The sequence below is a fragment of the Sphingomonas sp. TF3 genome, assembly GCF_003985085.1.
Taxonomy (GTDB): Bacteria; Pseudomonadota; Alphaproteobacteria; order Sphingomonadales; family Sphingomonadaceae; genus Sphingomonas.
In genome coordinates this window covers 122,639-146,399 of sequence record NZ_RWKS01000006.1, presented here as the reverse complement: position 1 = coordinate 146,399, position 23,761 = coordinate 122,639, and the positions used below count along the sequence as shown (strand labels likewise).

Genomic DNA, 23,761 nt, shown 5'->3' with positions numbered 1-23,761 from the left:
GAAACCGCGCCCAGGAGACCGAGAGATGCCGCTCTATGAAATCGACGGGCTGCGGCCCACGCTAGGCTACAATGCCTGGGTCGCACCCAGCGCCGAACTGATCGGCGATGTACAGCTCGGCCCCGATGTCAGCATCTGGTTCGGCGCGGTGATCCGCGGCGATAATACGCCGATCGTGGTGGGCGCGCGCAGCAATATCCAGGAAGGCGCGATGTGCCATTCCGATCCCGGCGCGCCGCTGACGATCGGCGAGGATTGCACGATCGGCCATCACGCGATCCTGCACGGCTGTACCGTCGGCGACAGCGTGCTGATCGGAATGGGCGCGGTGGTGCTCAATCGGGCGGAGATCTGCGCAGGCTCGATTGTCGGCGCAGGCGCGCTGGTCACCGAAGGCAAGGTGTTCCCGCCGGGCAGCCTGATCGTCGGCAGCCCCGCCCGTGCGGTGCGCGAACTCGACGAAAACGCGCAGGCGATGCTGCGCGTCTCCGCCGAACATTATGTCGCCAACGGCCGCAAATATGCCGCCGGGTTGAAGCGAGTCGATTAAGACCCGCTTTTGCCGCCGCCACGCGTCGCCCAGGCGGCGATGTCGCCGCGAATGCGCGCATTCACGAGGCGGCGCGCCGCCATCGTCGCAACCGTGGCCTTGGCGGCCCCGCGTGCGGCGAGCGGCAGATTGGCGGCAGCGAAGGCGGTGATCTTGGCGGGCATCGCCGGATCGTCCGAACCGGCCCCCAGGCTGGACACGAAGCCCGCCCGGTTGCTGGTTTCCACCAGCGTATTGACCAGCGCGAGATTGCTGACGGCAAAGTCGAACGCCATGTCGGGATGGCTGCTCGCGACCGAGCGCAACAAGCTGGCCTTTTGTGGTGTGGTCAGGTCGCCGGTCGACAGCAGGCCGAGCGCGCGACGGGCCAGCGCATCGTCATCGCTATAGCCCAGCAAGCGTATATAGCCGTTTTTCACCACCGGGTTCTTTTCGGCCAGCGTCAGCTTCAGCAGCGCGTCCCATTCGGCAGGGGTCGCGTTCGTGGCATAGGTGCCGAGGATCGGTTGCCGGATCGCCGCCGGGATCGCGTTGGTGTCGGTCGCCAGCGCGGCGACATAGCGCCGTGCCTTCTCGGCGACGACGGGGTCCCCATTGTCGCCCAGCACCGCGATCAGCGTTTCGCGCAGCGTGGAGATCAGCGGCGATTCGTCCTGCTTGGCCTGGAACCCGACGCGTTCCAGCGCCGGTGCCAGCGTCGTGACGATGCGCGCGCGCATCGCGGTTTTGGCCGCCCCCTTGGGCAAGCGCCCGCCCAGGTCGGATAGCTGCCCGGCGAGCGTCTGCCACAAGAGGGGATTGGCACCGGGTTCGATCGCTCCGACATCGGCGAAATAACGGTCGAGCCGCTGATTGCCGCCCTTCGCCAGAGCGAAATCATCCCCCAGCGTGCCGAGCTGGTCGGTCAGCGCAAGGCTGGCGAAATCGCGGACGATCGCCGCGTGCGCCGACGCATCATAGGCCACGCGCGCATAGCTGCCCTCGTCGCGATTGAGCACCACGGTGCCGCATCCCTGCACGGTGACCGTGGTCGGCTTGGCACCGCGCACGATCGCGCGCGCCACTGGTTTCCCAACCACACCAAGCGTCAGCGGAACATGCCATGTCAGCACTTGCTTGGCGCTGCCGTCATAAGCGAAACGTCCCTGCGTCATAGTGACCTTGGTTTCTCCGCCGACGCAACGGGCGCTGGTCATGGTGACGAGCGGCACGCCCGGCTGCAGCGTGAAATCATGCGCGATATCCGCCACCGGCTTGCCCGCAGCCGCCGACAATTCAGTCCAAAGCTGGTCGGTCACGGTGTTCGAATATTTGTACTTCGCCATGTAACGGCGGATGCCGTCGCGGAAGGTGTCTGCCCCCAGCGTCGACTCCATCATGCCGATGACGGCCTGGCCCTTGGCATAAGTGATCCCGTCAAACCCCTCGCCAATCTGGTCGACGGTTTCGACATGGCGGATGATCGGATGCGTGCCCGAGGTCGAATCCGCCTGCAACGCGGCTTCACGGTCCTGCGCCACCGCCGTCGCCGCCGCATTCCAATCGGGGTTGAGATCGATGCTCGATTTGTTTTCCATCCAAGAGGCGAAGCCCTCGTTGAGCCACAGGTCGTCCCACCATTTCATGGTGACGAGATCGCCAAACCATTGGTGCGCCATTTCGTGCGCAACCACGGTGAAGATGCGCTGCTTGCCGCTCTGCGTCGCGCGCTTCTGGTCGTACAGCAACTCGGGCTCGAAATAGAAAATCGCTCCCCAGTTTTCCATCGCGCCGAAGAACTGGCTCGAACCCGGGCCGGCAATCATGTCGAGCTTGGGCAAGGGATAAGGCTGACCGAAATAATCGTTATAATAGGTCAGCAGGCGCTTGGCCTGGGCAAGCGCGTAATCGCCCTGATCCGCCACCCCGCGCCGGGTGATGATGCCAATTTCGGTCTTTCCCGCCATCACCGTCTTGCGCTCGACGTCCCCCATTCCGAGGAACAGGAGGTAGCTCGACATTTTGGGCGTTTCCGCGAACCGATAGAGCGTGGTCCCGTCCTGCTGTTGGGTCATGCTCGTGGCGGGCATGTTGGAAAAGGCGGTCTGCGCGGCGGGTGCCACGGTCGAGAGCGTGAAGGTCGCCTTATACTGTGGCTCGTCCCACATCGGCGCGAAGCGACGGGCATCGGGGGCCTCGAACTGCGTGGCCAGCATCCGCGCGGTCGATCCGTCCGGATTGGTATAGTCGATCGCGAACAGGCCCGACGCCGAGGTATTGATCGTGCCCGTCCAGGCGAAATGCAGGCGGTGTTGGCCGGTCGGCGCGAGCGTCGGCAGCGTCAGCGTCAATTGCTGCTTACCGGTGTCGAGCGTGAACGGAACCGCTGTTCCGTCGAGGGTCGCCCCGGTAATTTTGAGGTCCGCCGCGTTCAGCACAATCGTCTTGGTTGCTCGCGCGACAGAGATCGTAACGGTTTCTTCGCCCGAGAACGTCATCGCTTTGGCATCTGGGCGGATGGCGATGTCATACGAGACGGGTGCTACGCCTTCCGGCAACTGACCGACCGCAAAGGCGGGCGACGCGACTCCAATCAACAAGGCGGCGGCAAGGGTCAGCTTCACTAGGGTGCTCCGGAAACAAACGCAGAATTCCGCCCCATAACCCTTTCGTGCGCCGTGGCAAATCAACGCCGCTGGACAGGCGTTTCGGTTGCGCTATGAAACGGACATGAGCATTCCCCCCTTGTTCGCATCGTTGCGGCTCCCGGTCATCGGTTCGCCGCTGTTCATCATCTCCGGGCCGGAACTGGTCATCGCGCAATGCAAGGCGGGGATCGTCGGGTCCTTCCCGGCGCTTAATGCGCGTCCGCAGGGATTGCTCGACGAGTGGCTGCACCGCATCACCGAAGAGCTCGCCGCCCATAATCGCGCACATCCCGAACGCCCGGCCGCGCCGTTCGCGGTCAACCAGATTGTCCATCGCTCGAATGAGCGGCTGGAGGCCGATCTGGCGACCTGCGCCAAGTGGCAAGTGCCGATCGTCATCACTTCGCTTGGCGCGCGCGAGGATTTGAACACCGCCGTCCACAGTTGGGGCGGCATCACGCTGCACGACGTGATCGACGACCGCTTCGCGCGCAAGGCGATCGAAAAGGGCGCGGACGGCCTGATCGCGGTGGCAGCGGGTGCGGGCGGCCATGCCGGTCGCTTGTCGCCCTTCGCGATCATCCAGGAAATCCGCCAATGGTTCGATGGCCCGCTCGCCCTTTCGGGATCGATCGCGACGGGAGACGCCATTCTGGCGGCGCAAGCGATGGGTGCCGACTTCGCCTATATCGGTTCGCCCTTCATCGCGAGTGTCGAGGCGAATGCGGAAGCCGCGTACAAGCAGGGGATCGTCGAGGGCAAGGCCGCCGACATCGTCTATTCAAACCTGTTCACAGGCGTGCATGGCAATTACCTGCGCGCGTCGATCGTCGCGGCCGGGATGGACCCCGACAATCTGCCGGAGGGGGACCTCAAAACCATGGATTTCGGCACCGGCAACGGAGCGAAGCCCAAGGCGTGGAAGGAAATTTGGGGCTCTGGCCAAGGCATTGGGGTCATCGACCGAGTCGAGCCCGTTGCCGACATGGTCGACCGGCTGGAGCGCCAATATCGTGCCGCACGCGAACGCCTGAAGCTGTAGCTCTGCTGTAGCTCTATTAGGGCGCGCGACCGGGCGACCGCGACTCAGAAGGCGAGCGCGAGACGATCCTGCATCGTGCGGGCGGGGCTCTCAAAGCTCTCGATCTCGGCCGCCTGGATTTGGTCCAGCCGCGCGACACGCCGGTGAAGATCGATGCTCGCAAGGATCAGCGTTTGAGCGGTCGCAGGCATCGATTGGACGACCGCGCTCTCGGACATCGGGGCAGCCCCCAATCTACGCGACTCATCCAGCGCCTCGCGCGGTGCCATCTCGCCCGCGTCAACCGCGCGCTGGGTCAACAACCAGGCGATGACGTGCATCAACCGCGTGGTGACCTTCAACGATTCGCAGCTGAACGATACACGCGCGAGCGGATCAAGGGCTTCGCGATCCGAGCGGCCGCCTTCGTCGAAATAGCTGCGCGCCTCATCCGCCAGGACCATGGCATCGATGTACAGCGTGTCGATAACGCGGCGCTGCATGCGCGAATCATAGGCTGGGGACCCCATGCCACCACCATACATATACAAAACCTTAACGGTAGCGCCTTGTGGCGCGCGCCCCATTTGTCGCTTGTCCCACTTCGGGAACGCCATCGCCTTACGCGATAATGTCCGGGACGAGTTGATCTTCGAGCATCGCGATTTCATCGCGCAGACGCAGCTTGCGTTTCTTGAAGCGTGCCAATTGAAGCTGATCGAGCGCACCCGAACCGATCAAGGCCCCGATCGCAGAATCGAGATCGCGATGTTCGACGCGTAACACCTCCAGCCGTTTTGCGATCAGGCTTTCGTCCATCGTGCCCCCTTCGATGCCTCGCCTTAGCAAATCACAGACGCGCAGCACGGATAAAATCGACCTGTCGCGCGAATCGGTGCGCACATCGTACTTCGTTATAATTGGGGAGAGACAAGCGGCGCTCCGCATGTTCTATTGGCTACCCCAAACAGCACATGAAGGAGGTACGCATCCCATGCAGACCGCGCATCACTCGGCCCTTTCGGCCAAGCATGCAGTCCTCGATCGCCAGATCGCCGCCGAAACGCAGCGACCGTTGCCGGACACCGCGACACTGGCCGCGCTAAAGAAACAAAAGCTTCGAATCAAGCAGGAACTTGCGCAAATCTAGCGTGAGACGGGCCCGGACGCAGGCGCGTCCGGGTCACCAACCGACCTCTCGATTAGCGAAGCGCGCGCGGGAAAATCGGTTTCACGAAAACGGGTGTCTGCCCGCCCTGACCGACCGGCTTTCGCGCGAGCAGCGGATCGATCTGACGATCGAACGCGACTCCGATGCGTCCGGCTGCCGACCAAGCGATTTGCCCGGGCACCCAACCAACACCCCTTACGTCGAACTCGACTCGCAGGCCTTGCGCCAAGCCGTCTGGAAACTCTGCCATCAACCCCCCGGCAGAAAGGTTGCGAACCCGCACCGAGTGAGTAGCGCTTTGCCCAGCCACGCGAAAATCCGCCATCAGAAACAAGCTGTCGCGCGTGTCCTGACGGTTATGCGCCCCTTCATCGAATGAGGGACTGAGCGGATCTTGCGAATATTGGTCCATTGCGTGCAAATTGCCGATCTTGGTTCGCGGCAAGACTACTCGCGCAATGGTATCCAACATCTTAAGGCAGCGACCGTTCGCTCAATCCTCGCGCGAAATCTTTTCGTGCCGTTCGTGACGCTCCTGGGCCTCGACCGTCATCGTCGCGATCGGCCGCGCTTCCAGGCGAGCCAGCGAGATCGGCTCGCCGGTCACTTCGCAATAGCCATATTCCCCTTCATCGATTCGACGCACTGCGGCCTCGATCTTGGAGATTAGCTTACGCTGCCGGTCCCGGGTGCGCAGTTCGATCGACCAATCGGTCTCGCTGGACGCCCGGTCGGTAAGATCTGCCTCCCGCAGGGTATCGACCTGAAGCTGCGAGAGCGTACCCGCTGCCTCGCGCAGGATCGAATCCTTCCAGCCTTGCAACTTTGCGCGAAAATACGCCTGCTGACGGGGGTTCATGAACTCCTCGTCGGCGCTTGGCCGGTAGCCGTCGTCACTACCGACCTGCGGTACCGCGAACTTTTCGGAATCGTCCAATCTATTCAAGACAGTCGCCATCCCACTCTCTCCCCTCACGGTCACCCGATGCTTTGCGCACCTCCGGACCGAGCCAAGGTCAACCCACCTGATGCGGGCCTATAGCCATGCCATTGAAGCACCACAAGCAATCCTGATGCCGTGCGGTGCGCGAATATCGGATTGGCCGAAATTGGCGATGCCCGACTCTCGCCCGCGCCTTTCGGGCTTTAAACGACCGCGGACGCAGGATCAGGAACGGGCTTTCACCTCTGCGCGCTTAAAAAATGTTAACATCGAGGTCGTTCCATAATGAAACATTAACCATGCTCCACACTGCTTAGTCAGCATTTGTTGCAGAATGATCACGAAAAAGTTGGTTAATGCAATTGCACTTAACGCTTTGTTGGGCACTTTGCGGAATACCGAATGTATGTCTGAGTGGAATGTGTCGTCTACGCGACACCTGCGCCGTTAATGAGAGAATAGCATCATGTCCGTCCGGATGGCTTTGGCGAAACTCTGTGCATGTGCCTGTGGAGGTGCGATTGTCGGCGGGGGAGCCGTTCACGTGGCCGACAGCGCACGGGCGCGCGGCGCTTATACCCACAAGGTAACCAAGCGAATCGTGCGACGCACCACGACCGTCGCCGCAGGTGGTGCGCGTGTCGGGCGAGTCGGGGCGCGCGTTCGCAAGGTCGTTACCCAAACCACCACGACGACCCAGCCGCAGGTCGTCTATATGACCGCGCAGGGCGATCCCGTGCCGGTCGCGCCACCCTATTCCGGCTCCGGTGGCGGTGGTGGCGGCACGACCGTGATCGGCGGCAGTGGCGGTTTCGGCGGCGGCGGCTTCTTCGCCGGCGGGTTCTTTGGCGGCGGTGGCAGCAGCGGCGGTGGCAGCATCGTGATTTCTTCGACCTCGTCCGGCGGCTCGACATCGAGCGGTGGATCTTCCACCAGTTCGTCCACCAGCGGAGGTTCCACGTCGACGGGCGGATCGTCGACGTCGAGCGGCAGCGTTTCGAGCACGTCCTCCAGCGGCGCAGTGAGCAGCACATCTTCGTCGGGCGGTTCGGGCGGATCCTCCACCAGCACGGGCGGTGCGACGGTGTCGAGCACCTCGTCCACCGGTGGATCTTCGTCGAGCGGCAACGTGTCGTCGGCGTCTGGCGGCTCGGGCGGTTCCAGCGGCAACGTATCCTCCGCATCAGGCGGGTCGAGCGGGAACGTGTCGTCCTCGTCCTCGTCATCTTCGAGCGGGAACGTTTCCTCTTCCTCGGCATCGAGCGGAAACGTTTCCTCCTCCTCGAGCGGCAATGTGTCCTCGGCGTCGAGCGGCAACGTCTCGTCTTCGTCGAGCGGCAACGTGTCGTCCGCGAGTTCTTCCAACGGGTCGAGCAGCAGCAGTTCCTCGGCGAGCTCGAGCAGCTATGGCTCGAGCAGCCACGGTTGGAGCTCCAATGGTGGGTGGGGATCATCGGGCAGCGGGAGCAGCGCGTCGAGCAGCGCCAGCAGCGGAAGCACGGGGTCGAGCGGGGGCCCACCGGCACCGGTTCCTGCGCCGCCAATGGTCCTGCTGTTCGGAGCCGCAGCCGCGGCGCTGGTCGCGCGCAAGCGCTTCGCCAAACCGACCGCAAACCTGGCCTGAGCCCGCGAAAAGCGGCCGCAGGGCGGCATCGATACCGGAACGGGTTGCGCAGGGTACGGGGCGACGCCATAGCCCGGTCATGCATGATATCCGCCTGATCCGGGACGATCCCGCCGCTTTCGACGCAAGCCTCGCCCGGCGCGGCTTTGCCCCCGTTGCTTCTGAACTGGTCGCGCTCGACGAACGGCGTCGCGCGCTGATGACCGAGGCGCAGGTCGCGCAGGCGCGGCGCAACGAAGCCTCGAAAGCGATTGGTGCCGCGAAAGCGGCCAAGGACGAGGCGACCGCCGCCACGTTGATGGCCGAAGTTGCGACGCTGAAGGAACGGCTGCCCGCGATCGAAGCCGAAGAAAAAGCGCTCGGCGACTCGTTGAGCGCCCAACTCGCGGCGATCCCCAACCTGCCGCTCGCCGACGTGCCCGAGGGTGCCGACGAAGCCGGGAATGTGCTGGTCGCCAGCCACGGCACCCCCGGCACCTTCGCCTTCACCCCGCGCGAGCACGACGCGATCGGCCCTGCACTGGGACTCGATTTCGAAACCGGCGCGGCGATGTCTGGCGCGCGCTTTACGCTGCTGCGCGGCGCGGCGGCGCGGCTGCACCGCGCGCTTGGGCAATTCATGCTCGATACGCTGTCGGGCGAACATGGTTATGAGCAAGTCGTGCCCCCGCTGCTGGTCCGCGACGAAGCGGTGTTCGGCACCGGGCAGCTCCCCAAATTCGCCGAGGATCTGTTCAAGACCACCGATGGCCGCTGGTTGATCCCGACCGCCGAAGTCAGCCTGACCAATATCGTGCGCGAACAGATTTTGAGCGAGGCGGAGCTGCCGCTGCGCTTCACCGCCCTCACCCCCTGCTTCCGTTCGGAAGCGGGCGCTGCGGGGCGCGACACGCGCGGCTTCATCCGCCAGCATCAGTTCGAAAAGGTCGAGATGGTCTCGATCGTCACGCCCGATGCCTCCGAGGCCGAGCATGAGCGGATGACGGCGTGTGCCGAAGGTTTGCTCAACGCGCTTGGCTTGCCGTTCCGCCGCATGAAATTGTGCACCGGCGACATGGGCTTCACCGCCGCGCGCACCTACGATCTCGAAGTGTGGCTCCCGGGACAAGGCCAGTATCGCGAGATTTCGAGTTGCTCGACCTGCACCGATTTCCAGGCGCGGCGCATGAACGCGCGCTATCGGCCCGAGGGCGAGAAAGCGACGCGCTTCGTCCACACGCTCAATGGCTCGGGCCTCGCGGTCGGACGGACGTTGGTCGCGGTTCTGGAAAACTATCAGCAGGAAGATGGCGCGGTGGCAATTCCCGACGTGCTCCAGCCCTATCTCAAGGGCCTCAACCGCCTGGAACCGGCACGCTGACCTTTCCCGTTCGCTCTGAGCCTGTCGAAGGGCGGCCCTCTTCCCGCGCCTGGCATGCAAGGGAGAGCGATGCTTCGACAAGCTCAGCACGAACGGAAAAGCGCGTCATGCATAAAGGACGACACGATGCGGATTCTGCTGACCAATGACGATGGCTATCACGCGCCCGGGCTAAAAATCCTGGAGGCGATTGCCGCGAAATTCTCCGACGATGTCTGGATCGTTGCCCCCGCCGACGAACAGTCCGGCGCTGGCCATTCGCTGACGCTGACGCGCCCGATCCGGGTGCGCCAGCATGGCGAAAAGCGCTTTGCCGTGGCCGGCACGCCGACCGATGCCGTGATGATGGCGCTGGCCCGGATCATGCGGGAGGCCAAGCCCGACCTGATCCTGTCCGGGGTCAATCGCGGGGCCAATCTGGCCGAGGACGTGACCTATTCCGGCACGGTTTCCGCCGCGATGGAGGGCGCGCTGGCGGGGGTACGTTCGATCGCGCTGAGCCAGGTCTATGATCGCGAGGGACTGGGGGACGCGGTGCCGTTCGAAGCCGCCGCTGCGTGGGGCGAACGCGTGTTGCGCCCGTTGATCGACGCCCCGCTGGAGCCGCGCAGCCTGGTCAACATCAACTTCCCGACCGGACCTGCCGACGCGGTGAAGGGGATCAAGATCGTGCAGCAGGGCCTTCGCGACTATGGCCGCCTGCAGATCGTCACCAACCGCGATCCGCGCGGGTATGACTATCACTGGTTCGCGCTCGGCCCGACGGAGGAAACACCGGCCCACGCCACCGATCTGGAAGCTGTGCAAGATGGGTACATTGCCGTGACGCCGCTGCATCTCGACCTGACACACCGCCCCTCGCTTGCTATGCTTGGGGCATTGTACGGTTAGGGGGGTAGAGTATGGGGCATCGCGGCAAGACGTTTGGTATCGCGATCTTGGTCCTTTCTACACTCACCGCCTGCATTCCGAACCCCGACCGGCCACAACGCGGTTACGACACCCCGCCCCCCTATCAGCCGCGCGACGACCAACGGCCCTATGAACCGCAAGGCGGGGATCGCGCCGAGCGCGAGCAGGAGCGCTACGAACCGCAACGCATCGATGCGGGCGTTTCCGCCCTTCCCGCTCCGCCACCAGCCTGGCAGGCGCGGCCGGTAACCCCCGATGCCGAGACCATTTCCGCGACCAGCTATATCGTCCGACCCGGCGACACGTTGCGCGCCGTGGGGGATCGTACGGGCGCGGGGTCGGAGGCGATCGCGCGTGCGAATGGCCTGACCCCACCGTTCGTGATCCGGCCCGGGCAGCGGCTCGACATTCCCGGCGGGCGCTATCACCTTGTCCGCGCCGGACAGACCGGGATCGCGATCGCGCGCGCTTACGGCGTGGATTGGTCACGCATCGTTTCCGCGAATGAGTTGAACGAGCCGTACACGCTGCGTGTCGGCATGCGCATTGTCATACCCGGCACCGCCAATGGGAGCACAGCCGCCGAGCGCGCCGCGGCGTTCCGGCTCGACATCGACGATATCGTCACCGGTAGTGAACCGGCACTGGCCGCGAACGACCGCCCGGTGCGGCCATCGCCCTCATCGCGGCGCGTGCTCTCTCCCACCCAGGCGATTGCCGAGCCGACCCGTTTTAGCGGCGGTTTCGCCTGGCCAGTGCGGGGGCGCATCGTCGCCCATTTCGGCCCCGGCGCGTCGGGCGAAAAATATAACGGCATCAAGATCGCCGTGCCGATCGGGACGCCCATTCTCGCCGCCGCAGATGGCGTGGTCGCGTATGCCGGCAGTGGCATCCCGACGCTGGGCGGCCTCGTCATCGTCAAGCACGGCGATAGCTGGACGACGGTCTATGGCCATGCCAGCCAGTTGCTGGTCCAGCGCGGCCAATCGGTCCGGCGCGGGCAGACGATCGCATTGTCGGGCGATTCGGGGCTGGCCGACCGACCCGAACTCCATTTCGAGATGCGCAAGGGCCGCACCCCGGTCGATCCGCAGCGGCAATTGCCGGGGATTTAATTCGGGGAAAAATCGGCTATTCGCCCGGAATGACCGAGCACACCTCCGCCCTCCTCCGCCTGCTGTCCGAGCGTGGCTACATCCACCAGACGACCGACGCCGCCGCGCTCGATGCGTTGGCGAACAAGCAGACCGTGCCCGGTTATATCGGCTTCGATCCGACCGCACCGTCGCTGCATGTCGGCAGCCTCGTCCAGATCATGCTGCTGCGCCGCCTTCAGCAAAGCGGGCACAAGCCGATCGTGCTGATGGGCGGCGGTACCGGCAAGATCGGCGATCCGAGCTTCAAGGACGAAGCACGCAAGCTGCTCGACCATGATGGCATCGCCACCAATGTCGCCTCGATCCGGCGTATCTTCGAACGCTTCCTCGTGTTCGGCGACGGCCCGACCGATGCAATCATGCTCGACAATGCCGAGTGGCTCGACAAGCTCGAGTACATCCCCTTCCTGCGCGATGTCGGGCAGCATTTCTCGGTCAACCGGATGCTCAGCTTCGATTCGGTCAAGCTGCGGCTCGACCGCGAGCAATCGCTGTCCTTCCTCGAATTCAACTACATGATCCTCCAGGCCTATGATTTCCTGGAACTGTCGCGCCGCGCCGGGTGCCGCCTGCAAATGGGCGGGTCGGACCAATGGGGCAATATCGTCAACGGCATCGAACTGTCGCGCCGCATGGACGGGACCGAGGTTTACGGCATCACCACGCCGCTCATCACCACCGCCGATGGCGGAAAGATGGGCAAGACGATGTCGGGCGCGGTGTGGCTGCACGAGGACCAGTTGCCGCATTACGATTACTGGCAATTCTGGCGGAATACCGATGACCGCGATGTCGGCCGCTTCCTGCGGCTGTTCACCGATCTGCCGCTCGAGGAGATTGCGCGCCTAGAAGCATTGGAAGGTGCCGAGATCAATGCCGCAAAGATCGTGCTCGCCAATGCCGCGACCGCGATGTGCCGGGGCGAAGCCGCCGCTGCCGAAGCCGCCGAAACCGCGCGGCGCACCTTTGAGGAAGGCGGTGCGGGCGGCGCGCTGCCGACCTTCGCGGTCTCCGGCCCGATCGGCATTGTCGATGCCCTGATTGGCCTCGGCTTCGCGGCATCGAAGGGCGAGGCCAAGCGGCTGATCAAGGGCGGCGGCGCACGCGTCGGCGCGGACAAGGTCAGCGATGAGGCATTGATGATCGAAGTTGGCGACGAGCCGGTCCGTATCGCCGCAGGCAAGAAGCATCACGGCCTGTTGGTCCGCGCGTAAATCTCGACAGAACCTCAAAAAAATATAACGGTTAGCGGACGTTAAGCGGCTTCGTTGCGACCTGTTTTACATCCTTTGTCGTATTTTTGCCCGGCCCATTAGAGGGGTTTGGCAATGGCGAAGGCACTGGCAGGACAGGTCGCGGACAAGCGCGCCCTGGCCCGCGACGAAGTACATTATCGCGCTCGGGCTTATGGCCCGGACGCACAACAGGTGTCGTTGCTGATCGTGAACCTGTCGGCGCTCGGCCTCATGGCGCGCGCCGAGGTTCCCTATGGCGAGGGGGACCGGTTACGCGTCACGTTGCCGGTGGTCGGTGTCGTGGTAGCGGAAATCCGCTGGGCACTTGGCGGCAGAATCGGATGCGAGCTGGATCAACCGATCGACCTTGCGGACTATTATGAGGTGCTGGCGGTGATGGTGCGGGGTAAATAGCTCAACCCGTTCGCCCTGAGCCTGTCGAAGGGCCGTGCCCAAGAAATCTGCTCGCGTTTGGCGAGGGGGCTTCGACAGGCTCAGCCCGAACGGACTTTGGGTGATCCGGTTTAAGCAAAATCGAGTCTAGGCGCGCCTCACCCCGATCGCAGCAAGGCAACGCCCGCCTCGCGCTCGAACAGATAGAGCGCCGTTCGCGCCGCTTGTCCGCGCGCGCCTTGCAGGCCACCGTCGCGGTCGATCAGCAGGCGTGCGTCGTCGGTCGCGATCGGCAGCAAAGTGGTCAGCATCTCGGGCGTCGCCAGGCGGAAACCCGCCTCGCCCGATTGCTTGGTGCCGAGCAACTCTCCCGCACCGCGCAACCGCAAATCCTCCTCGGCAATGCGGAAGCCGTCATTGGTCTCACGCATCAAGGCGAGACGCGCGCGCGAGGTTTCGCTCAGCGCCCCGCCACGAATCAACAGGCAGTTCGACTTGCCCGACCCGCGCCCGACGCGCCCGCGCAACTGGTGCAATTGCGCGAGGCCGAAGCGGTCGGCATGTTCGATCACGATCAGCGTCGCATTGGGCACGTCGACCCCGACCTCGATCACCGTCGTCGCCACCAGCACGCCCAAGTGCCCGCTGGCGAAGGCGGCCATCACCGCGTCCTTTTCGGCGGGTTTCATCTTGCCGTGAACCAGCCCGACGCGGTCGCCAAAGCGCGCGCGCAACGTCTCGGCCCGCGCTTCGGCTGCCGCGAGATCGCTCTTCTCGCTTTCCTCGACCAAGGGGCACACCCAATAGGCTTGCCCTTCATCGGACAGGTGCCGCCCCAGCGCATCGACCACGTCGCTCAGCCGGTCCTCCGAAATCACGCGCGTTTCGATCGGCTGGCGCCCAGGCGGCATCTCGTCGATCTGGCTGACGTCCATTTCGCCGTAATTGGCGAGCGTGAGCGTGCGCGGGATCGGCGTCGCGGTCATCGCCAGCAAATGCGGCGCTGCCTTCGCCTTGGCCTGCAACATCATCCGCTGCGCGACACCAAAGCGGTGCTGCTCATCGACCACCACCAGCCCGAGGTCCTTATAGGACACCGCCTCCTGGAAGATCGCGTGCGTGCCGATCAGAATGTCGATCGTGCCCGCCGCCAGCCCCATCAGCGTCGCTTCGCGCACGCGGCCCTTGTCGCGCCCGGTCAGCACCGCAACCTCGACCGGCAAGCCTGCCAGCATCCGCCGCAGCGACTCGTAGTGCTGCCGCGCGAGGATCTCGGTCGGCGCGAGCAATGCCGCCTGCGCCCCCGCTTCCACCGCCGTTAGCATCGCCAGCGTCGCCACCAGCGTCTTGCCCGCGCCGACATCGCCTTGCAGCAGCCGCAGCATCGGTTGCGCCTGCGCCAGATCCCCCTCAATCTCGCGCACCGTGCGCGCCTGTGCGCCGGTCAGCGCATAGGGCAAGCGCAGCGCCTCGCGCAGTCGTCCGGTCCCGACCAGCGCCCGCCCCCGCCGCGCCCGCGACGATTGCCGCACCAGCATCAGCGCCAGCTGGTTGGCGAAGATTTCGTCATAGGCCAGCCGTGTCCGCGCGTCCGGGTCGGACGGGTCGGCATGAATGCGCGCCAACGCCGCGCGCCAGCCGGGCCAATCGTGCTTCGCCAGCAAGCCCGGCTCGATCCATTCGGGCAAATCGGGCGCCCGCTCGATCGCCTGCGCCGCCAAATGCCCCATCCGCTTGGACGTGATCCCTTCCGACAGCGGATAGATCGCCTCGCGCTCGGGCGTATCCTCGGCTTCTTCCAGCGGCAGCACATAGTCGGGATGCACGATCTGCAATTCCTGGCCGTATTGCTCCAGTCGCCCCGACACGCGGCGCGGCTCGCCAATCGGCGCGAGCTTCTTCGCCCAGCCCGAATGCCCACCGAAATACACCAGGCTCACATAATTGCCGCGCGCATCGGTCGCCTGCACGCGCGTTGGCCCGCGCCCGGCACTGGAGCGGTAGGATTGCGCGGTCAGCGTGATCGCGATCGTGCGCCCGGCATCGGCCATGTCGAGCTCGTCGCGCGCCAGCCGATCGACCCAACCGGTCGGCAAATGAAAGGCGACATCCACCACGCGCGACAGGCCGAGCCGGTCGAGCGGCTTGGCCAGGCCGGGGCCAATGCCCTTCAGCGCCGTGACTTCGGCGAACAATGGATTGAGGATATCGGGCCGCATGACTATCTGGGGTGCTCTTACCCCCACCCGGCCACCACCGCCAGCACATGCTGTCGGGGGTCGTCGGGCAATCTGCGTTGGACGCCCATGGACCGCGAAACCCGCCTCAAACGCCTGCGCTTCCGCAGTTGGCACCGTGGCACCAAGGAAGCCGATCTGCTGATCGGCGGCTTTTTCGACGCGCGCTCGGACGGATGGAACGACGCCGAAATCACGCTGTTCGAGGAATTGCTGGAGGAACAGGATGTCGACATCATGGCCTGGGCAATCGGAACCGAAGCGTGCCCGCCGCGCTATCAGGGTTCGATCGTCGATGCGCTCAAAGCGCTGAACTACGTGCCGATCGCAGAATAAAAAAGCCTCCCTCTCCCCGCTCGCGGGTGAGAGGGTCGGGGAGAGGGGCAGTAACGCGCACGCCCTTCCATGACTGCCCCTCTCCCGCGCTTCGCTTCGCTCGCTTGCCCTCTCCCCGCAAGCGGGGAGAGGGAAACAAGAATGCCCAACCTTTCGCACATCCTTACCGCCAAGACCCCCCTCACGCTGGCAGGCGTGCCCACCGGGTTCGAGCCATGGCTGCTCGCCGATCTCGCCCGCGCCGCCAAGACGCGCGCGGTGTTCGTCGCGCCGGACGAAGCGGCGATGCGCGCCATCGCGGCGACCGCCCCCACCTTCGCCCCCGACCTTGAGGTGCTCACCTTCCCGGCCTGGGACTGCCTGCCCTATGACCGCGCCTCGCCGACCTTGCGCGTCATGGCCGAGCGCATGGCGACGCTCTACCGCCTGCAACAGCCGCCCAAGGGCCCGCAATTGCTGCTCACCACCGTCAATGCGGTGGCGCAGCGCACGCTCACGCCGTTCCGCATCCGCCAATTGGTCGCGCGGCTTGCGCCCAAGGAACGGATTGGGCGCGACCGGCTCGCCGCGCTCTTGCAAGCCAATGGCTATGTCCGCGTCGAAACCGTTGCCGATGCGGGCGAATTTGCCGTGCGCGGCGGCCTGGTCGATCTGTTCCCCAGCGGCGAGGAACAGGCGCTGCGGCTCGATTTCTTCGGCGACGAGATCGAAAGCGTCCGCACCTTCGACCCCGCCGATCAGCGCACCACCGGGCGCGTCGAGGGCTTTGTGCTGCTCCCCGCCTCCGAAACGCTGATCGACGAGGACAGCGTCAAGCGCTTCCGCGCGCGCTACCGCGAACGCTTCGGCGCGACCGCGACCGGCGACCCGCTCTATCAGGCGATCAGCGACGGGCGGCGCTTGGCGGGGATGGAGCATTGGCTCCCGCTGTTCGAGGAAAAGCTCGCCACGCTGTTCGATCATTTGGGCGACGGCGCGGTGATCCTGCGCGATGCCGGATCGGTCGCAGCCGCAGAACAACGCTTCGAAGCGATCACCGACTATCACGCCAACCGCGTGAAGGCGCAGTCGAGCGATCCCGGCAGCTATCGCCCGCTCCCCGTCGACAGCCTGTATCTGACCGCCAAGGACTTTGCCGAGCGGTTGGAGGAAGCGCCCGCGCACCGAATCACCGCCTTCCACGAACCCGAAAGCGCGAGCGTAATCGATTTCGGCGTCGACGGGCCGCGCGATTTCGGTGCCGAACGCGCCAATGGCGCGAATGTCTATGAAGCCGTCGTCCACCATCTCCGCAACCTGCAGCGCGACGGGCGCAAGGCCGTGCTGGCGAGCTACTCCACCGGCGCGCGCGAGCGGTTAGCGGGGCTGCTGCGCGATCATGGCGCGACCAACCTCAAGCTGGTCGATACGTGGCAGGAGGCGCTGGGCGCTTCTTCTCCCCTCCCGCTTGCGGGAGGGGCTGGGGGAGGGCCTGCCACCACCCCACCGGCCAGGAAAGCTGCAGACGTCCCTCCCCCAACCCCTCCCGCCAGCGGGAGGGGAGTTTCAGTCGCCCTTATCATCCTTCCGCTCGACCACGGCTTCTCGAGTCCCCAAGTCGCGCTCCTCACCGAGCAGGACATGCTCGGCGACCGCCTCGTGCGCCGCAACAAGCGCAAGAAATCGGCCGATGCTTTCCTCGCCGAGCTGGCGATGCTCACACCGGGCGATCTCGTCGTCCATGCCGATCACGGCATCGGCCGTTATGAGGGGCTGACCTCGATCCCCGTCGGCCAGGCCCCGCACGATTGCGTCGCGCTGACTTATGCCGGCGGCGACAAACTGTTCGTACCCGTCGAAAATCTCGAAGTGCTGAGCCGCTACGGCTCGGACAGCGAAGGCGCGAGCCTCGACAAACTCGGCGGGGAGGCATGGCAGCGCCGCAAATCCCGGATGAAGGAGCGCATCCGCGAAATCGCGGGCGAACTCATCGCCACAGCCGCCGAACGCGCGCTGCGCCCGGCCGAAACGATCGATCGCGACAGCAGCTACGCCGCCTTTGTCGACCGCTTCCCCTATGAGGAAACCGACGATCAGGATCGCGCGATCGAGGATGTGATGGGCGATCTCGGCAAGGGCACGCCGATGGACCGGCTGGTCGTCGGCGATGTCGGTTTCGGCAAGACCGAGGTCGCGCTGCGCGGGGCCTTCGCCGCCGCGATGGCGGGGCTGCAGGTCGCGGTGGTGTGCCCCACCACCCTGCTCGCTCGCCAGCATTTCAACAACTTCACCGCGCGTTTCGAGGGCTTCCCACTCAACGTCGGGCGCCTCAGCCGCCTCGTGCCCGGTGCCGAGGCCAAGGCGACCAAGGAAGGCCTTGCCGACGGCACGATCGACGTGGTGGTCGGCACCCACGCAATCCTCGCCAAGGGCATCGAGTTCAAGCGCCTCGGCCTCGTCGTGGTCGATGAGGAGCAACGCTTCGGCGTCACCCACAAGGAACGGCTGAAGGCGCTCAAGAACGACGTCCACGTCCTCACCCTCACCGCCACGCCGATCCCGCGCACGCTGCAAATGGCGATGTCGGGCCTGCGCGAACTGTCGGTGATCCAGACCCCGCCGGTCGACCGTCTGGCGGTGCGCACCTATGTCATGCCGTGGGACCCGGTCGTGCTGCGCGAGGCGTTGCTGCGCGAACATTATCGTGGCGGCCAAAGCTTCTTCGTCACCCCCCGCATCGCCGATCTGCCCGATATCGAGGCGTTCATGCGGGATCACGTGCCGGAGGTCCGCTACGTCGTCGCGCACGGCCAAATGTCGCCGACCGAGGTCGAAGAGCGCATGTCCGCTTTCTACGACAAGAAATTCGAGGTGCTGATTTCGACCACTATTGTCGAAAGCGGGCTCGATATCCCAAGCGCCAACACGATGATCATCCACCGTGCAGACCGCTTCGGCCTCGCCCAGCTCTATCAGCTGCGCGGTCGCGTCGGTCGCGCCAAAACGCGCGCTTATGCCTATCTGACCACGCCCGAGAACCGCATCTTGAGCGAAACCGCCGAAAAGCGGCTCAAGGTGTTGAGCGACCTCGACACGCTGGGCGCGGGTTTCCAGCTCGCCAGCCACGACCTCGATCAGCGTGGTGCCGGCAATCTGCTCGGTGACGAACAGTCCGGGCATATCAAAGAGGTCGGCTACGAACTCTACCAGTCGATGCTGGAAGAGGCGATCATGGACGCCAAGGCTGGCGGCCAACGCCTGCGCCCCAAGGACTTCAGCCCGCAAATCACCATCGACGCCCCGATCCTCATTCCCGAGGAGTATGTGCCCGATCTCGATCTGCGCATGGGCCTCTACCGCCGCCTCAACGATCTCGAAGACCAGAACCAGGTCGAGGCGTTCGCCGCCGAACTGATCGACCGTTTCGGCAAATTGCCCGATCCGACCGAAAACCTGATCCGCATCATCGAGATCAAGCTCAACGCCAAGAAGGCCGCCGTCGCCAAGATGGACGTGGGGCCGAAGGGGGCGCTGGTCACCTTCTTCGACGATACCCCGCCAAATGTCCCCGGGTTGCTCGCCTGGGTCGGCAAGCTCGACGGCGTGGCGCGGCTCAGGCCCGACAGCAAATTGGTGGTGTCGCGCGTGTGGGGCGATCCAAAGGCGCGGCTTCACGGCGCGCTGCAACTGTCCAAGGGGCTGGCCAAAGCGGCGGGGTAACGGCCATACCGCCGGTCAGACGGTCACAGGTTCGTCCAGCTTTGCCGATGCGTCATCCATCAACGCATCGGCATCGAACTGCTTGCGAGTCATGGAGAAGCGGCCGGAATAGCCGGCCAGCCGCCACAAGCCTGCGATCTCTGTGCCCGGAGCGTTCACAGTCCCCGAATACTCCACCGAATGTGCCAGCCGCCCGCTGCCGTCATACGTCTTGGTGAACTCGATTTGTCCGCCATTCCGTGTGCCGTCAACAATGGCGCGCAAAAGGCCCGCCTGCTGCCGATCAGGCTCGGTGATCGTACCCGAAACAAGCGACGCAGATTCCTGCAGCGTCGCGATGAAGCTGTTCGGCATGATGCGTCGGTCGGTCGCGGTCCAACGGCCATACCAAACGCCGGTTACGTCGCGCGGGTCGGTCATCTGGTTGCAACCAGCGCGACGAGCGCTGCCAGTGTAATCGGCTCCGAACACAGGAAGCCCTGGTAGATCTGGCAGCCTTCTTTCGCGAGCGCCTCCAACTGCGCCTCATTCTCCACCCCTTCGGCAATCACCGTAAGCCCCAGCGAGCGCGCCATATCGATCACCCCGCGCACCACGATCCGGTCGCGCGGGGACCCGGTAATGTCCTGCGCCAGCTTCTTGTCGATCTTGAGATAATCGAGCGGCAGCGCCTTCAAATAAGCGAGGCTCGAATAGCCGGTTCCGAAATCATCAATCGCGATACGGCATCCCGCCCCGCGCAACAGCGACAACAGGTTCGAGGCGATCCCCAGATCCTCGATCAAGCCACTCTCGGTAATCTCCAGGGTCAGCCGGGAGCGCGGGAAGCCGCTGCTGTCGACGCGGTCAAGAAACAGATCGGCGAAGCCTGGGCGGGCAATGTCCCCCGCCGTCAGATTGAGCGACAACCGCAAGTCGCCAAGCGAGGCCGGCCAGGCGGCCGCCTGGGCCAGCACAAGCTTTTGGATATGATCGGAAAGCCCGATGTCGAGATCGGCACGCGCGGCCGCAGCGAACAACGTCTCGGCACCGATCGTCCCCAGCACGCCATGCTCCCACCGCGCGAGCGCCTCGACCCCGACGATCGCCCCGCTGGAGACCGAAACCTGCGGCTGGAACAACACGCCGATCTCGCCACGGTCCATCGCATGATTCAGTTCGACCGCAAGCCGGTCGATCGGCTCGCCTTCGCTATCGGAATCGGCCACCCGCATCGTCGCGCTGTCGGATTCGCGCGCTTCGGCCAATGCCTCACTTGCGCGGCGCAGGAGGGTGGCGGCGGAATCGTCGTCACGCGCCTCGGCAAGGCCGATCCTGCAGCCCAGCACCGCAATCGACTCACCCGTCACAAAGGGGCGCGCCAATTCCGTAGCGACGCGCGCGACCGCCAGATCGATCCGCAAGCGCGGAGCCCGCGCGGCGACGATGAAGGTCGAACCGCCCATCCGGGAAATCAGCGCCTCGCGTCCCAGCATTTCGCGCGCGGCATCGTCGATCCGCTTTTGCGCGCTCCGCAACAGCGCGTCACCGGCTGCGCGGCCATAGGCCGTGTTGACCATGTCGAAGCGGTTGAGCGCGACGAGCATCATATGCAGCGGCGCGTCGCCGCCGCTCTCCAACTGCCGTGTCAACCAGCGCCGCGCGCTGCTGGCATCGCGACTGCCGGCCAATGCCTCCCGCATCTCCGCCGCCGGCTCGGGTGCGCTGCCAAGCGGCTCGATCACCGCCTCGATGCGCTGCGTCGCTTCGTCCCATTGCAGATGCTGCACAATGCGGCCGATCCCTTCGGCATCATGGGCGAAGGCTGTTGCAGGACGACCATGCGACATGCGCCGCAGCGCGGCGATCGCCGCAGCCCGGTCCCCCCTGTCGAGGCGGCGCAACAGCGCGCGGACGCCAACCTCCCGCTCCAACCCAAGAAGCGCCATCAAGCCAGGCGTCAAAACCAGCGTTTTTTGCGGTAGATCATAGCGCCAACCCAGCGGAGCGAAGACGGGAGCCGCAGCCCATTCATGTGCCATCCGCTCTGCATGGCGGGCGGCGAAGCGGAGCGCCTGGAGGAACTCCGCTTCGCTGAACGGGCTCGCCAGAAAATGCGTCGCGCCCGCCTCGAACAGCGCTGCAATGGTCCCGACCTCGCCGCGCGAAACCAGCGCCAGCAATGCACCGCCATTGGCTTCGATCGCGCCGCTGAGCATGGCGACTGCGCTGACACCGTCCTCGGCCGCGCCCCGCGCGTCGATCACCGCGACTGCGGCTCCGCTTGAAAGGAAACGCCGCTCCGCACCACCGGCCCGCCGCGCTGCGACGACTTGCCATCCCGCTCCCGCAGCCAGCGATGCAAGCTCATCGCGCTGGCGAAACGACAGGACGAACAGCGGAGCTTGATACGCAGCAATCATACTTTGATCCTAGTGAAGCGCCGCCGAATAAAGAAGAGTGAGCTTTGCACGGCGCAATGCCCTTGTTCGCACCTCCATGAAGGCTTAGCTCCACAGCAGATGATCGCAGCAACCGCCCCTGCTCCCGGCCTTGTCGACCGCCACGGTCGCACGATCAGCTATTTGCGCATTTCGGTGACCGATCGCTGCGACCTACGATGCCGCTATTGCATGGCGGAACATATGACGTTCCTGCCCAAATCGGCGATTCTGAGCCTTGAGGAGATCGCGGTCATCGCCGAGCGCTTTATCGCCCGCGGCATTACCAAGATCCGCCTGACCGGGGGAGAACCGCTGGTGCGACGCGATATCGCCGAACTGGTAAAGCGGCTCGGTCACCATATCGGTGCCGGTCTCGACGAATTGACCATGACGACGAACGGCAATGCCCTGGCGCAGCACGCTCCGGCAATGGTTGCCGCCGGGATCCGGCGGATCAATGTGAGCCTCGACAGCCGCGATCCCGAAACCTTCCGCTACATCACCCGCCACGGCGATGTGGCGCGGGTCATCGAAGGCATTCTGGCCGCGCGCGACGCCGGGTTATCGGTCAAGATCAACCTGGTCGCGCTGAAAGGCCTGAACGAACACGAGATCGCGCCGATGCTGGAGTGGTGCATCGCCGAACGGCTGGATCTGACGCTGATCGAGACGATGCCGCTCGGTCAGATCGACGAGGATAGGGCCGATCGCTTCGTGCCGCTGACCGCAGTGTTCGACGAGCTGGCCGGGCGCTTTTCGCTGGTACGCGACACGCATCGCAGCGGCGGCCCCGCGCGTTACTGGCGGGTGGACGGCACGCAGACCAAGCTCGGACTGATTTCCCCGCTGACCGCCAATTTCTGCGACACCTGCAATCGCGTTCGGCTGACCACGGAAGGTGTGCTGTATACCTGCCTCGGGCACGACGATCAGGTCGATCTCAAAACGATCCTGCGCAGCGAGGGCGTCGGCGGGCTGGATGTTGCGCTGGACGCGGCGATGCAGACCAAGCCTGCACGCCATGAATTCGATATCGCAGCGGCCGCCCCTGCGGTCGCCCGTCATATGAGCGTTACCGGCGGATGACGTCGCCGCAGCGCCGCGCGCTGGTCGCCTCGCCTACTCCACAGGCGCAAGAGGCGGCGGCCGTACTTGCGGACGCGCACGATTGGGTGCCGCCCGAGGAGGCCGAACTGATTGTGGCGCTCGGCGGCGATGGCTTCATGCTGCAAACGCTCCATGCGATGCTCGAACGGCGCAAACCGGTTGTGCCGGTGTTCGGCATGAACCTCGGCACGGTCGGTTTCTTGATGAACGAATGGCGTCCGCACGGGCTGGACACGCGATTGGAGCGAACCAAGGCGTTCAAGGTCGTGCCGCTCGCCATGAACGCGACCACCATCGATGGCGAAACCCACGCGCTGCCCGCAATCAACGAAGTGTCGCTGCTGCGCGAGACGCGCCAGACCGCGAAACTGGAAGTGACGGTCAACGACCGTGTCGTGATGCCCGAACTGGCGTGTGACGGCATTCTCGTCGCCACCCCGGCCGGATCGACTGCCTATAACCTGTCGGCACAGGGGCCGATCCTGCCGCTGGGCTCCAACATGCTCGCGCTGACCCCGATCAGCCCGTTCCGGCCGCGGCGTTGGCGCGGCGCGATCCTGCCCGACAAGACGCGAATCACCTTGCGCGTGCTCGAACCCGCCAAGCGCCCGGTCAGCGCGGTCGCCGACCAGCGCGAGATTCGCGATGTCGCGGTGGTGGAGATCATGATCGATCGCACGCGCGAACTGACATTGCTGTTCGATCCCGAACACGCCCTCGACGATCGCATCACGATGGAACAGTTTCTCTCCTGACGTCGGGCGGCAGCAGCATTGCGTTCGACAAACAGCGTCGAGAAATGCCGTGTTTGGTAGCCAAGGCACCAAGCGCATCAAAACGTCCAGGGCAGCATGTTTGACGGTGACACCCCGTAAGCTCCTTTTTTGTTTTCCGTAAGCAGCCCTTTATTAAGGCGATTGGTTTAGCGGCGGACTTACAAGTATCGTGGTCGATGAGTAATTTATG

21 protein-coding genes are annotated in these 23,761 nt (G+C 64.7%); 12 read left to right on the top strand and 9 right to left on the bottom strand.

Features of this window, described 5'->3' with window-relative positions; translation table 11 throughout:
* The first annotated feature begins 25 nt into the window (after nt 1–25).
* Nucleotides 26–550, top strand: a complete 525-nt coding sequence (locus EJC47_RS07180) for a gamma carbonic anhydrase family protein (RefSeq protein WP_126846368.1) — start codon at nt 26–28, stop codon at nt 548–550.
* Here the strand turns inward: EJC47_RS07180 and EJC47_RS07175 are convergent.
* Nucleotides 547–3,153, bottom strand: coding sequence for a M1 family metallopeptidase (locus tag EJC47_RS07175; RefSeq protein WP_126846367.1), 2,607 nt, complete (start codon nt 3,151–3,153; stop codon nt 547–549). The genes EJC47_RS07180 and EJC47_RS07175 overlap by 4 nt on opposite strands.
* Before the next feature lie 106 nt (nt 3,154–3,259).
* On the opposite strand from EJC47_RS07175, the gene EJC47_RS07170 reads away from it, so the two are divergent.
* The gene (locus EJC47_RS07170) at nt 3,260–4,219 is read left to right on the top strand and encodes an NAD(P)H-dependent flavin oxidoreductase (RefSeq protein WP_033965979.1); all 960 of its coding nucleotides are present in this window, start codon (nt 3,260–3,262) and stop codon (nt 4,217–4,219) included.
* Nucleotides 4,220–4,263: 44 nt separating this feature from the next.
* Here EJC47_RS07170 and EJC47_RS07165 read toward each other — a convergent pair whose 3' ends face one another.
* A complete protein-coding gene (locus EJC47_RS07165; protein WP_231565226.1) occupies nt 4,264–4,701 on the bottom strand; it encodes a DUF1465 family protein in 438 nt (145 codons plus the stop codon).
* A gap of 118 nt (nt 4,702–4,819) precedes the next feature.
* Nucleotides 4,820–5,017, bottom strand: coding sequence for a YdcH family protein (locus EJC47_RS07160; RefSeq protein ID WP_033965978.1), 198 nt, complete (start codon nt 5,015–5,017; stop codon nt 4,820–4,822).
* A 175-nt stretch (nt 5,018–5,192) separates the two neighbouring features.
* On the opposite strand from EJC47_RS07160, the gene EJC47_RS07155 reads away from it, so the two are divergent.
* Nucleotides 5,193–5,348, top strand: coding sequence for a YdcH family protein (locus EJC47_RS07155; protein ID WP_081988780.1), 156 nt, complete (start codon nt 5,193–5,195; stop codon nt 5,346–5,348).
* A 52-nt stretch (nt 5,349–5,400) separates the two neighbouring features.
* Here EJC47_RS07155 and EJC47_RS07150 read toward each other — a convergent pair whose 3' ends face one another.
* The 3 genes from EJC47_RS07150 to EJC47_RS07140 form a co-directional block, all read right to left on the bottom strand.
* Nucleotides 5,401–5,781, bottom strand: a complete 381-nt coding sequence (locus EJC47_RS07150; RefSeq protein WP_033965977.1) for a PilZ domain-containing protein — start codon at nt 5,779–5,781, stop codon at nt 5,401–5,403.
* Between the two features lie 81 nt (nt 5,782–5,862).
* Nucleotides 5,863–6,327, bottom strand: a complete 465-nt coding sequence (gene dksA, locus EJC47_RS07145; protein WP_126846366.1) for an RNA polymerase-binding protein DksA — start codon at nt 6,325–6,327, stop codon at nt 5,863–5,865.
* A gap of 738 nt (nt 6,328–7,065) precedes the next feature.
* Nucleotides 7,066–7,653: a hypothetical protein gene (locus EJC47_RS07140; protein ID WP_185867582.1), complete on the bottom strand. Its 588-nt coding sequence runs from the start codon at nt 7,651–7,653 to the stop codon at nt 7,066–7,068.
* A gap of 362 nt (nt 7,654–8,015) precedes the next feature.
* On the opposite strand from EJC47_RS07140, the gene serS reads away from it, so the two are divergent.
* The 5 genes from serS (at nt 8,016) to EJC47_RS07115 (ending at nt 13,014) form a co-directional block, all read left to right on the top strand.
* A complete protein-coding gene (serS, locus tag EJC47_RS07135) occupies nt 8,016–9,296 on the top strand; it encodes a serine--tRNA ligase (RefSeq protein WP_126846364.1) in 1,281 nt (426 codons plus the stop codon).
* A 126-nt stretch (nt 9,297–9,422) separates the two neighbouring features.
* The gene (gene surE / locus EJC47_RS07130; protein ID WP_126846363.1) at nt 9,423–10,187 is read left to right on the top strand and encodes a 5'/3'-nucleotidase SurE; all 765 of its coding nucleotides are present in this window, start codon (nt 9,423–9,425) and stop codon (nt 10,185–10,187) included.
* A gap of 11 nt (nt 10,188–10,198) precedes the next feature.
* Nucleotides 10,199–11,323: a M23 family metallopeptidase gene (locus tag EJC47_RS07125; RefSeq protein ID WP_126846362.1), complete on the top strand. Its 1,125-nt coding sequence runs from the start codon at nt 10,199–10,201 to the stop codon at nt 11,321–11,323.
* Between the two features lie 29 nt (nt 11,324–11,352).
* Nucleotides 11,353–12,579 (top strand): tyrosine--tRNA ligase, encoded by a 1,227-nt coding sequence (gene tyrS, locus EJC47_RS07120; protein ID WP_126846361.1) that lies wholly within the window; start codon nt 11,353–11,355, stop codon nt 12,577–12,579.
* 114 nt (nt 12,580–12,693) lie between these two features.
* A complete protein-coding gene (locus EJC47_RS07115; protein WP_126846360.1) occupies nt 12,694–13,014 on the top strand; it encodes a PilZ domain-containing protein in 321 nt (106 codons plus the stop codon).
* 137 nt (nt 13,015–13,151) lie between these two features.
* Here the strand turns inward: EJC47_RS07115 and recG are convergent, their stop codons facing one another.
* Nucleotides 13,152–15,212: an ATP-dependent DNA helicase RecG gene (recG, locus tag EJC47_RS07110; protein WP_126846359.1), complete on the bottom strand. Its 2,061-nt coding sequence runs from the start codon at nt 15,210–15,212 to the stop codon at nt 13,152–13,154.
* A gap of 87 nt (nt 15,213–15,299) precedes the next feature.
* Here recG and EJC47_RS07105 point away from each other — a divergent pair, with 87 nt between their 5' ends.
* Nucleotides 15,300–15,566 (top strand): FAD assembly factor SdhE, encoded by a 267-nt coding sequence (locus EJC47_RS07105; RefSeq protein WP_010402831.1) that lies wholly within the window; start codon nt 15,300–15,302, stop codon nt 15,564–15,566.
* A 141-nt stretch (nt 15,567–15,707) separates the two neighbouring features.
* Nucleotides 15,708–19,265, top strand: a complete 3,558-nt coding sequence (gene mfd / locus EJC47_RS07100) for a transcription-repair coupling factor (protein WP_126846358.1) — start codon at nt 15,708–15,710, stop codon at nt 19,263–19,265.
* A gap of 15 nt (nt 19,266–19,280) precedes the next feature.
* Here mfd and EJC47_RS07095 read toward each other — a convergent pair whose 3' ends face one another.
* A complete protein-coding gene (locus tag EJC47_RS07095) occupies nt 19,281–19,685 on the bottom strand; it encodes a hypothetical protein (protein WP_052191997.1) in 405 nt (134 codons plus the stop codon).
* Nucleotides 19,682–21,667 (bottom strand): putative bifunctional diguanylate cyclase/phosphodiesterase, encoded by a 1,986-nt coding sequence (locus EJC47_RS07090; RefSeq protein WP_185867581.1) that lies wholly within the window; start codon nt 21,665–21,667, stop codon nt 19,682–19,684. The genes EJC47_RS07095 and EJC47_RS07090 overlap by 4 nt, the downstream gene beginning before the upstream one ends.
* A gap of 99 nt (nt 21,668–21,766) precedes the next feature.
* Here EJC47_RS07090 and moaA point away from each other — a divergent pair, with 99 nt between their 5' ends.
* Nucleotides 21,767–22,774 (top strand): GTP 3',8-cyclase MoaA, encoded by a 1,008-nt coding sequence (moaA, locus tag EJC47_RS07085; protein WP_126846357.1) that lies wholly within the window; start codon nt 21,767–21,769, stop codon nt 22,772–22,774.
* Nucleotides 22,771–23,550, top strand: a complete 780-nt coding sequence (locus EJC47_RS07080) for an NAD kinase (protein WP_126846356.1) — start codon at nt 22,771–22,773, stop codon at nt 23,548–23,550. The genes moaA and EJC47_RS07080 overlap by 4 nt, the downstream gene beginning before the upstream one ends.
* The last annotated feature ends 211 nt before the right edge of the window (nt 23,551–23,761 follow it).

Excerpts from the sequence above, each read along its gene's own strand:
- EJC47_RS07160 (WP_033965978.1), bottom strand. The coding sequence starts at position 5,017 with ATGGACGAAAGCCTGATCGCAAAACGGCTGGAGGTGTTACGCGTCGAA.
- EJC47_RS07155 (WP_081988780.1), top strand. The coding sequence starts at position 5,193 with ATGCAGACCGCGCATCACTCGGCCCTTTCGGCCAAGCATGCAGTCCTC.
- tyrS (WP_126846361.1), top strand. The coding sequence starts at position 11,353 with ATGACCGAGCACACCTCCGCCCTCCTCCGCCTGCTGTCCGAGCGTGGC.
- EJC47_RS07090 (WP_185867581.1), bottom strand. The coding sequence starts at position 21,667 with ATGATTGCTGCGTATCAAGCTCCGCTGTTCGTCCTGTCGTTTCGCCAG.
- EJC47_RS07180 (WP_126846368.1), top strand. The coding sequence starts at position 26 with ATGCCGCTCTATGAAATCGACGGGCTGCGGCCCACGCTAGGCTACAAT.
- EJC47_RS07115 (WP_126846360.1), top strand. The coding sequence starts at position 12,694 with ATGGCGAAGGCACTGGCAGGACAGGTCGCGGACAAGCGCGCCCTGGCC.
- serS (WP_126846364.1), top strand. The coding sequence starts at position 8,016 with ATGCATGATATCCGCCTGATCCGGGACGATCCCGCCGCTTTCGACGCA.
- moaA (WP_126846357.1), top strand. The coding sequence starts at position 21,767 with ATGATCGCAGCAACCGCCCCTGCTCCCGGCCTTGTCGACCGCCACGGT.
- EJC47_RS07125 (WP_126846362.1), top strand. The coding sequence starts at position 10,199 with ATGGGGCATCGCGGCAAGACGTTTGGTATCGCGATCTTGGTCCTTTCT.
- EJC47_RS07150 (WP_033965977.1), bottom strand. The coding sequence starts at position 5,781 with ATGGACCAATATTCGCAAGATCCGCTCAGTCCCTCATTCGATGAAGGG.
- surE (WP_126846363.1), top strand. The coding sequence starts at position 9,423 with ATGCGGATTCTGCTGACCAATGACGATGGCTATCACGCGCCCGGGCTA.
- dksA (WP_126846366.1), bottom strand. The coding sequence starts at position 6,327 with ATGGCGACTGTCTTGAATAGATTGGACGATTCCGAAAAGTTCGCGGTA.
- recG (WP_126846359.1), bottom strand. The coding sequence starts at position 15,212 with ATGCGGCCCGATATCCTCAATCCATTGTTCGCCGAAGTCACGGCGCTG.
- EJC47_RS07165 (WP_231565226.1), bottom strand. The coding sequence starts at position 4,701 with ATGCAGCGCCGCGTTATCGACACGCTGTACATCGATGCCATGGTCCTG.
- EJC47_RS07080 (WP_126846356.1), top strand. The coding sequence starts at position 22,771 with ATGACGTCGCCGCAGCGCCGCGCGCTGGTCGCCTCGCCTACTCCACAG.
- mfd (WP_126846358.1), top strand. The coding sequence starts at position 15,708 with ATGCCCAACCTTTCGCACATCCTTACCGCCAAGACCCCCCTCACGCTG.
- EJC47_RS07170 (WP_033965979.1), top strand. The coding sequence starts at position 3,260 with ATGAGCATTCCCCCCTTGTTCGCATCGTTGCGGCTCCCGGTCATCGGT.
- EJC47_RS07095 (WP_052191997.1), bottom strand. The coding sequence starts at position 19,685 with ATGACCGACCCGCGCGACGTAACCGGCGTTTGGTATGGCCGTTGGACC.
- EJC47_RS07105 (WP_010402831.1), top strand. The coding sequence starts at position 15,300 with ATGGACCGCGAAACCCGCCTCAAACGCCTGCGCTTCCGCAGTTGGCAC.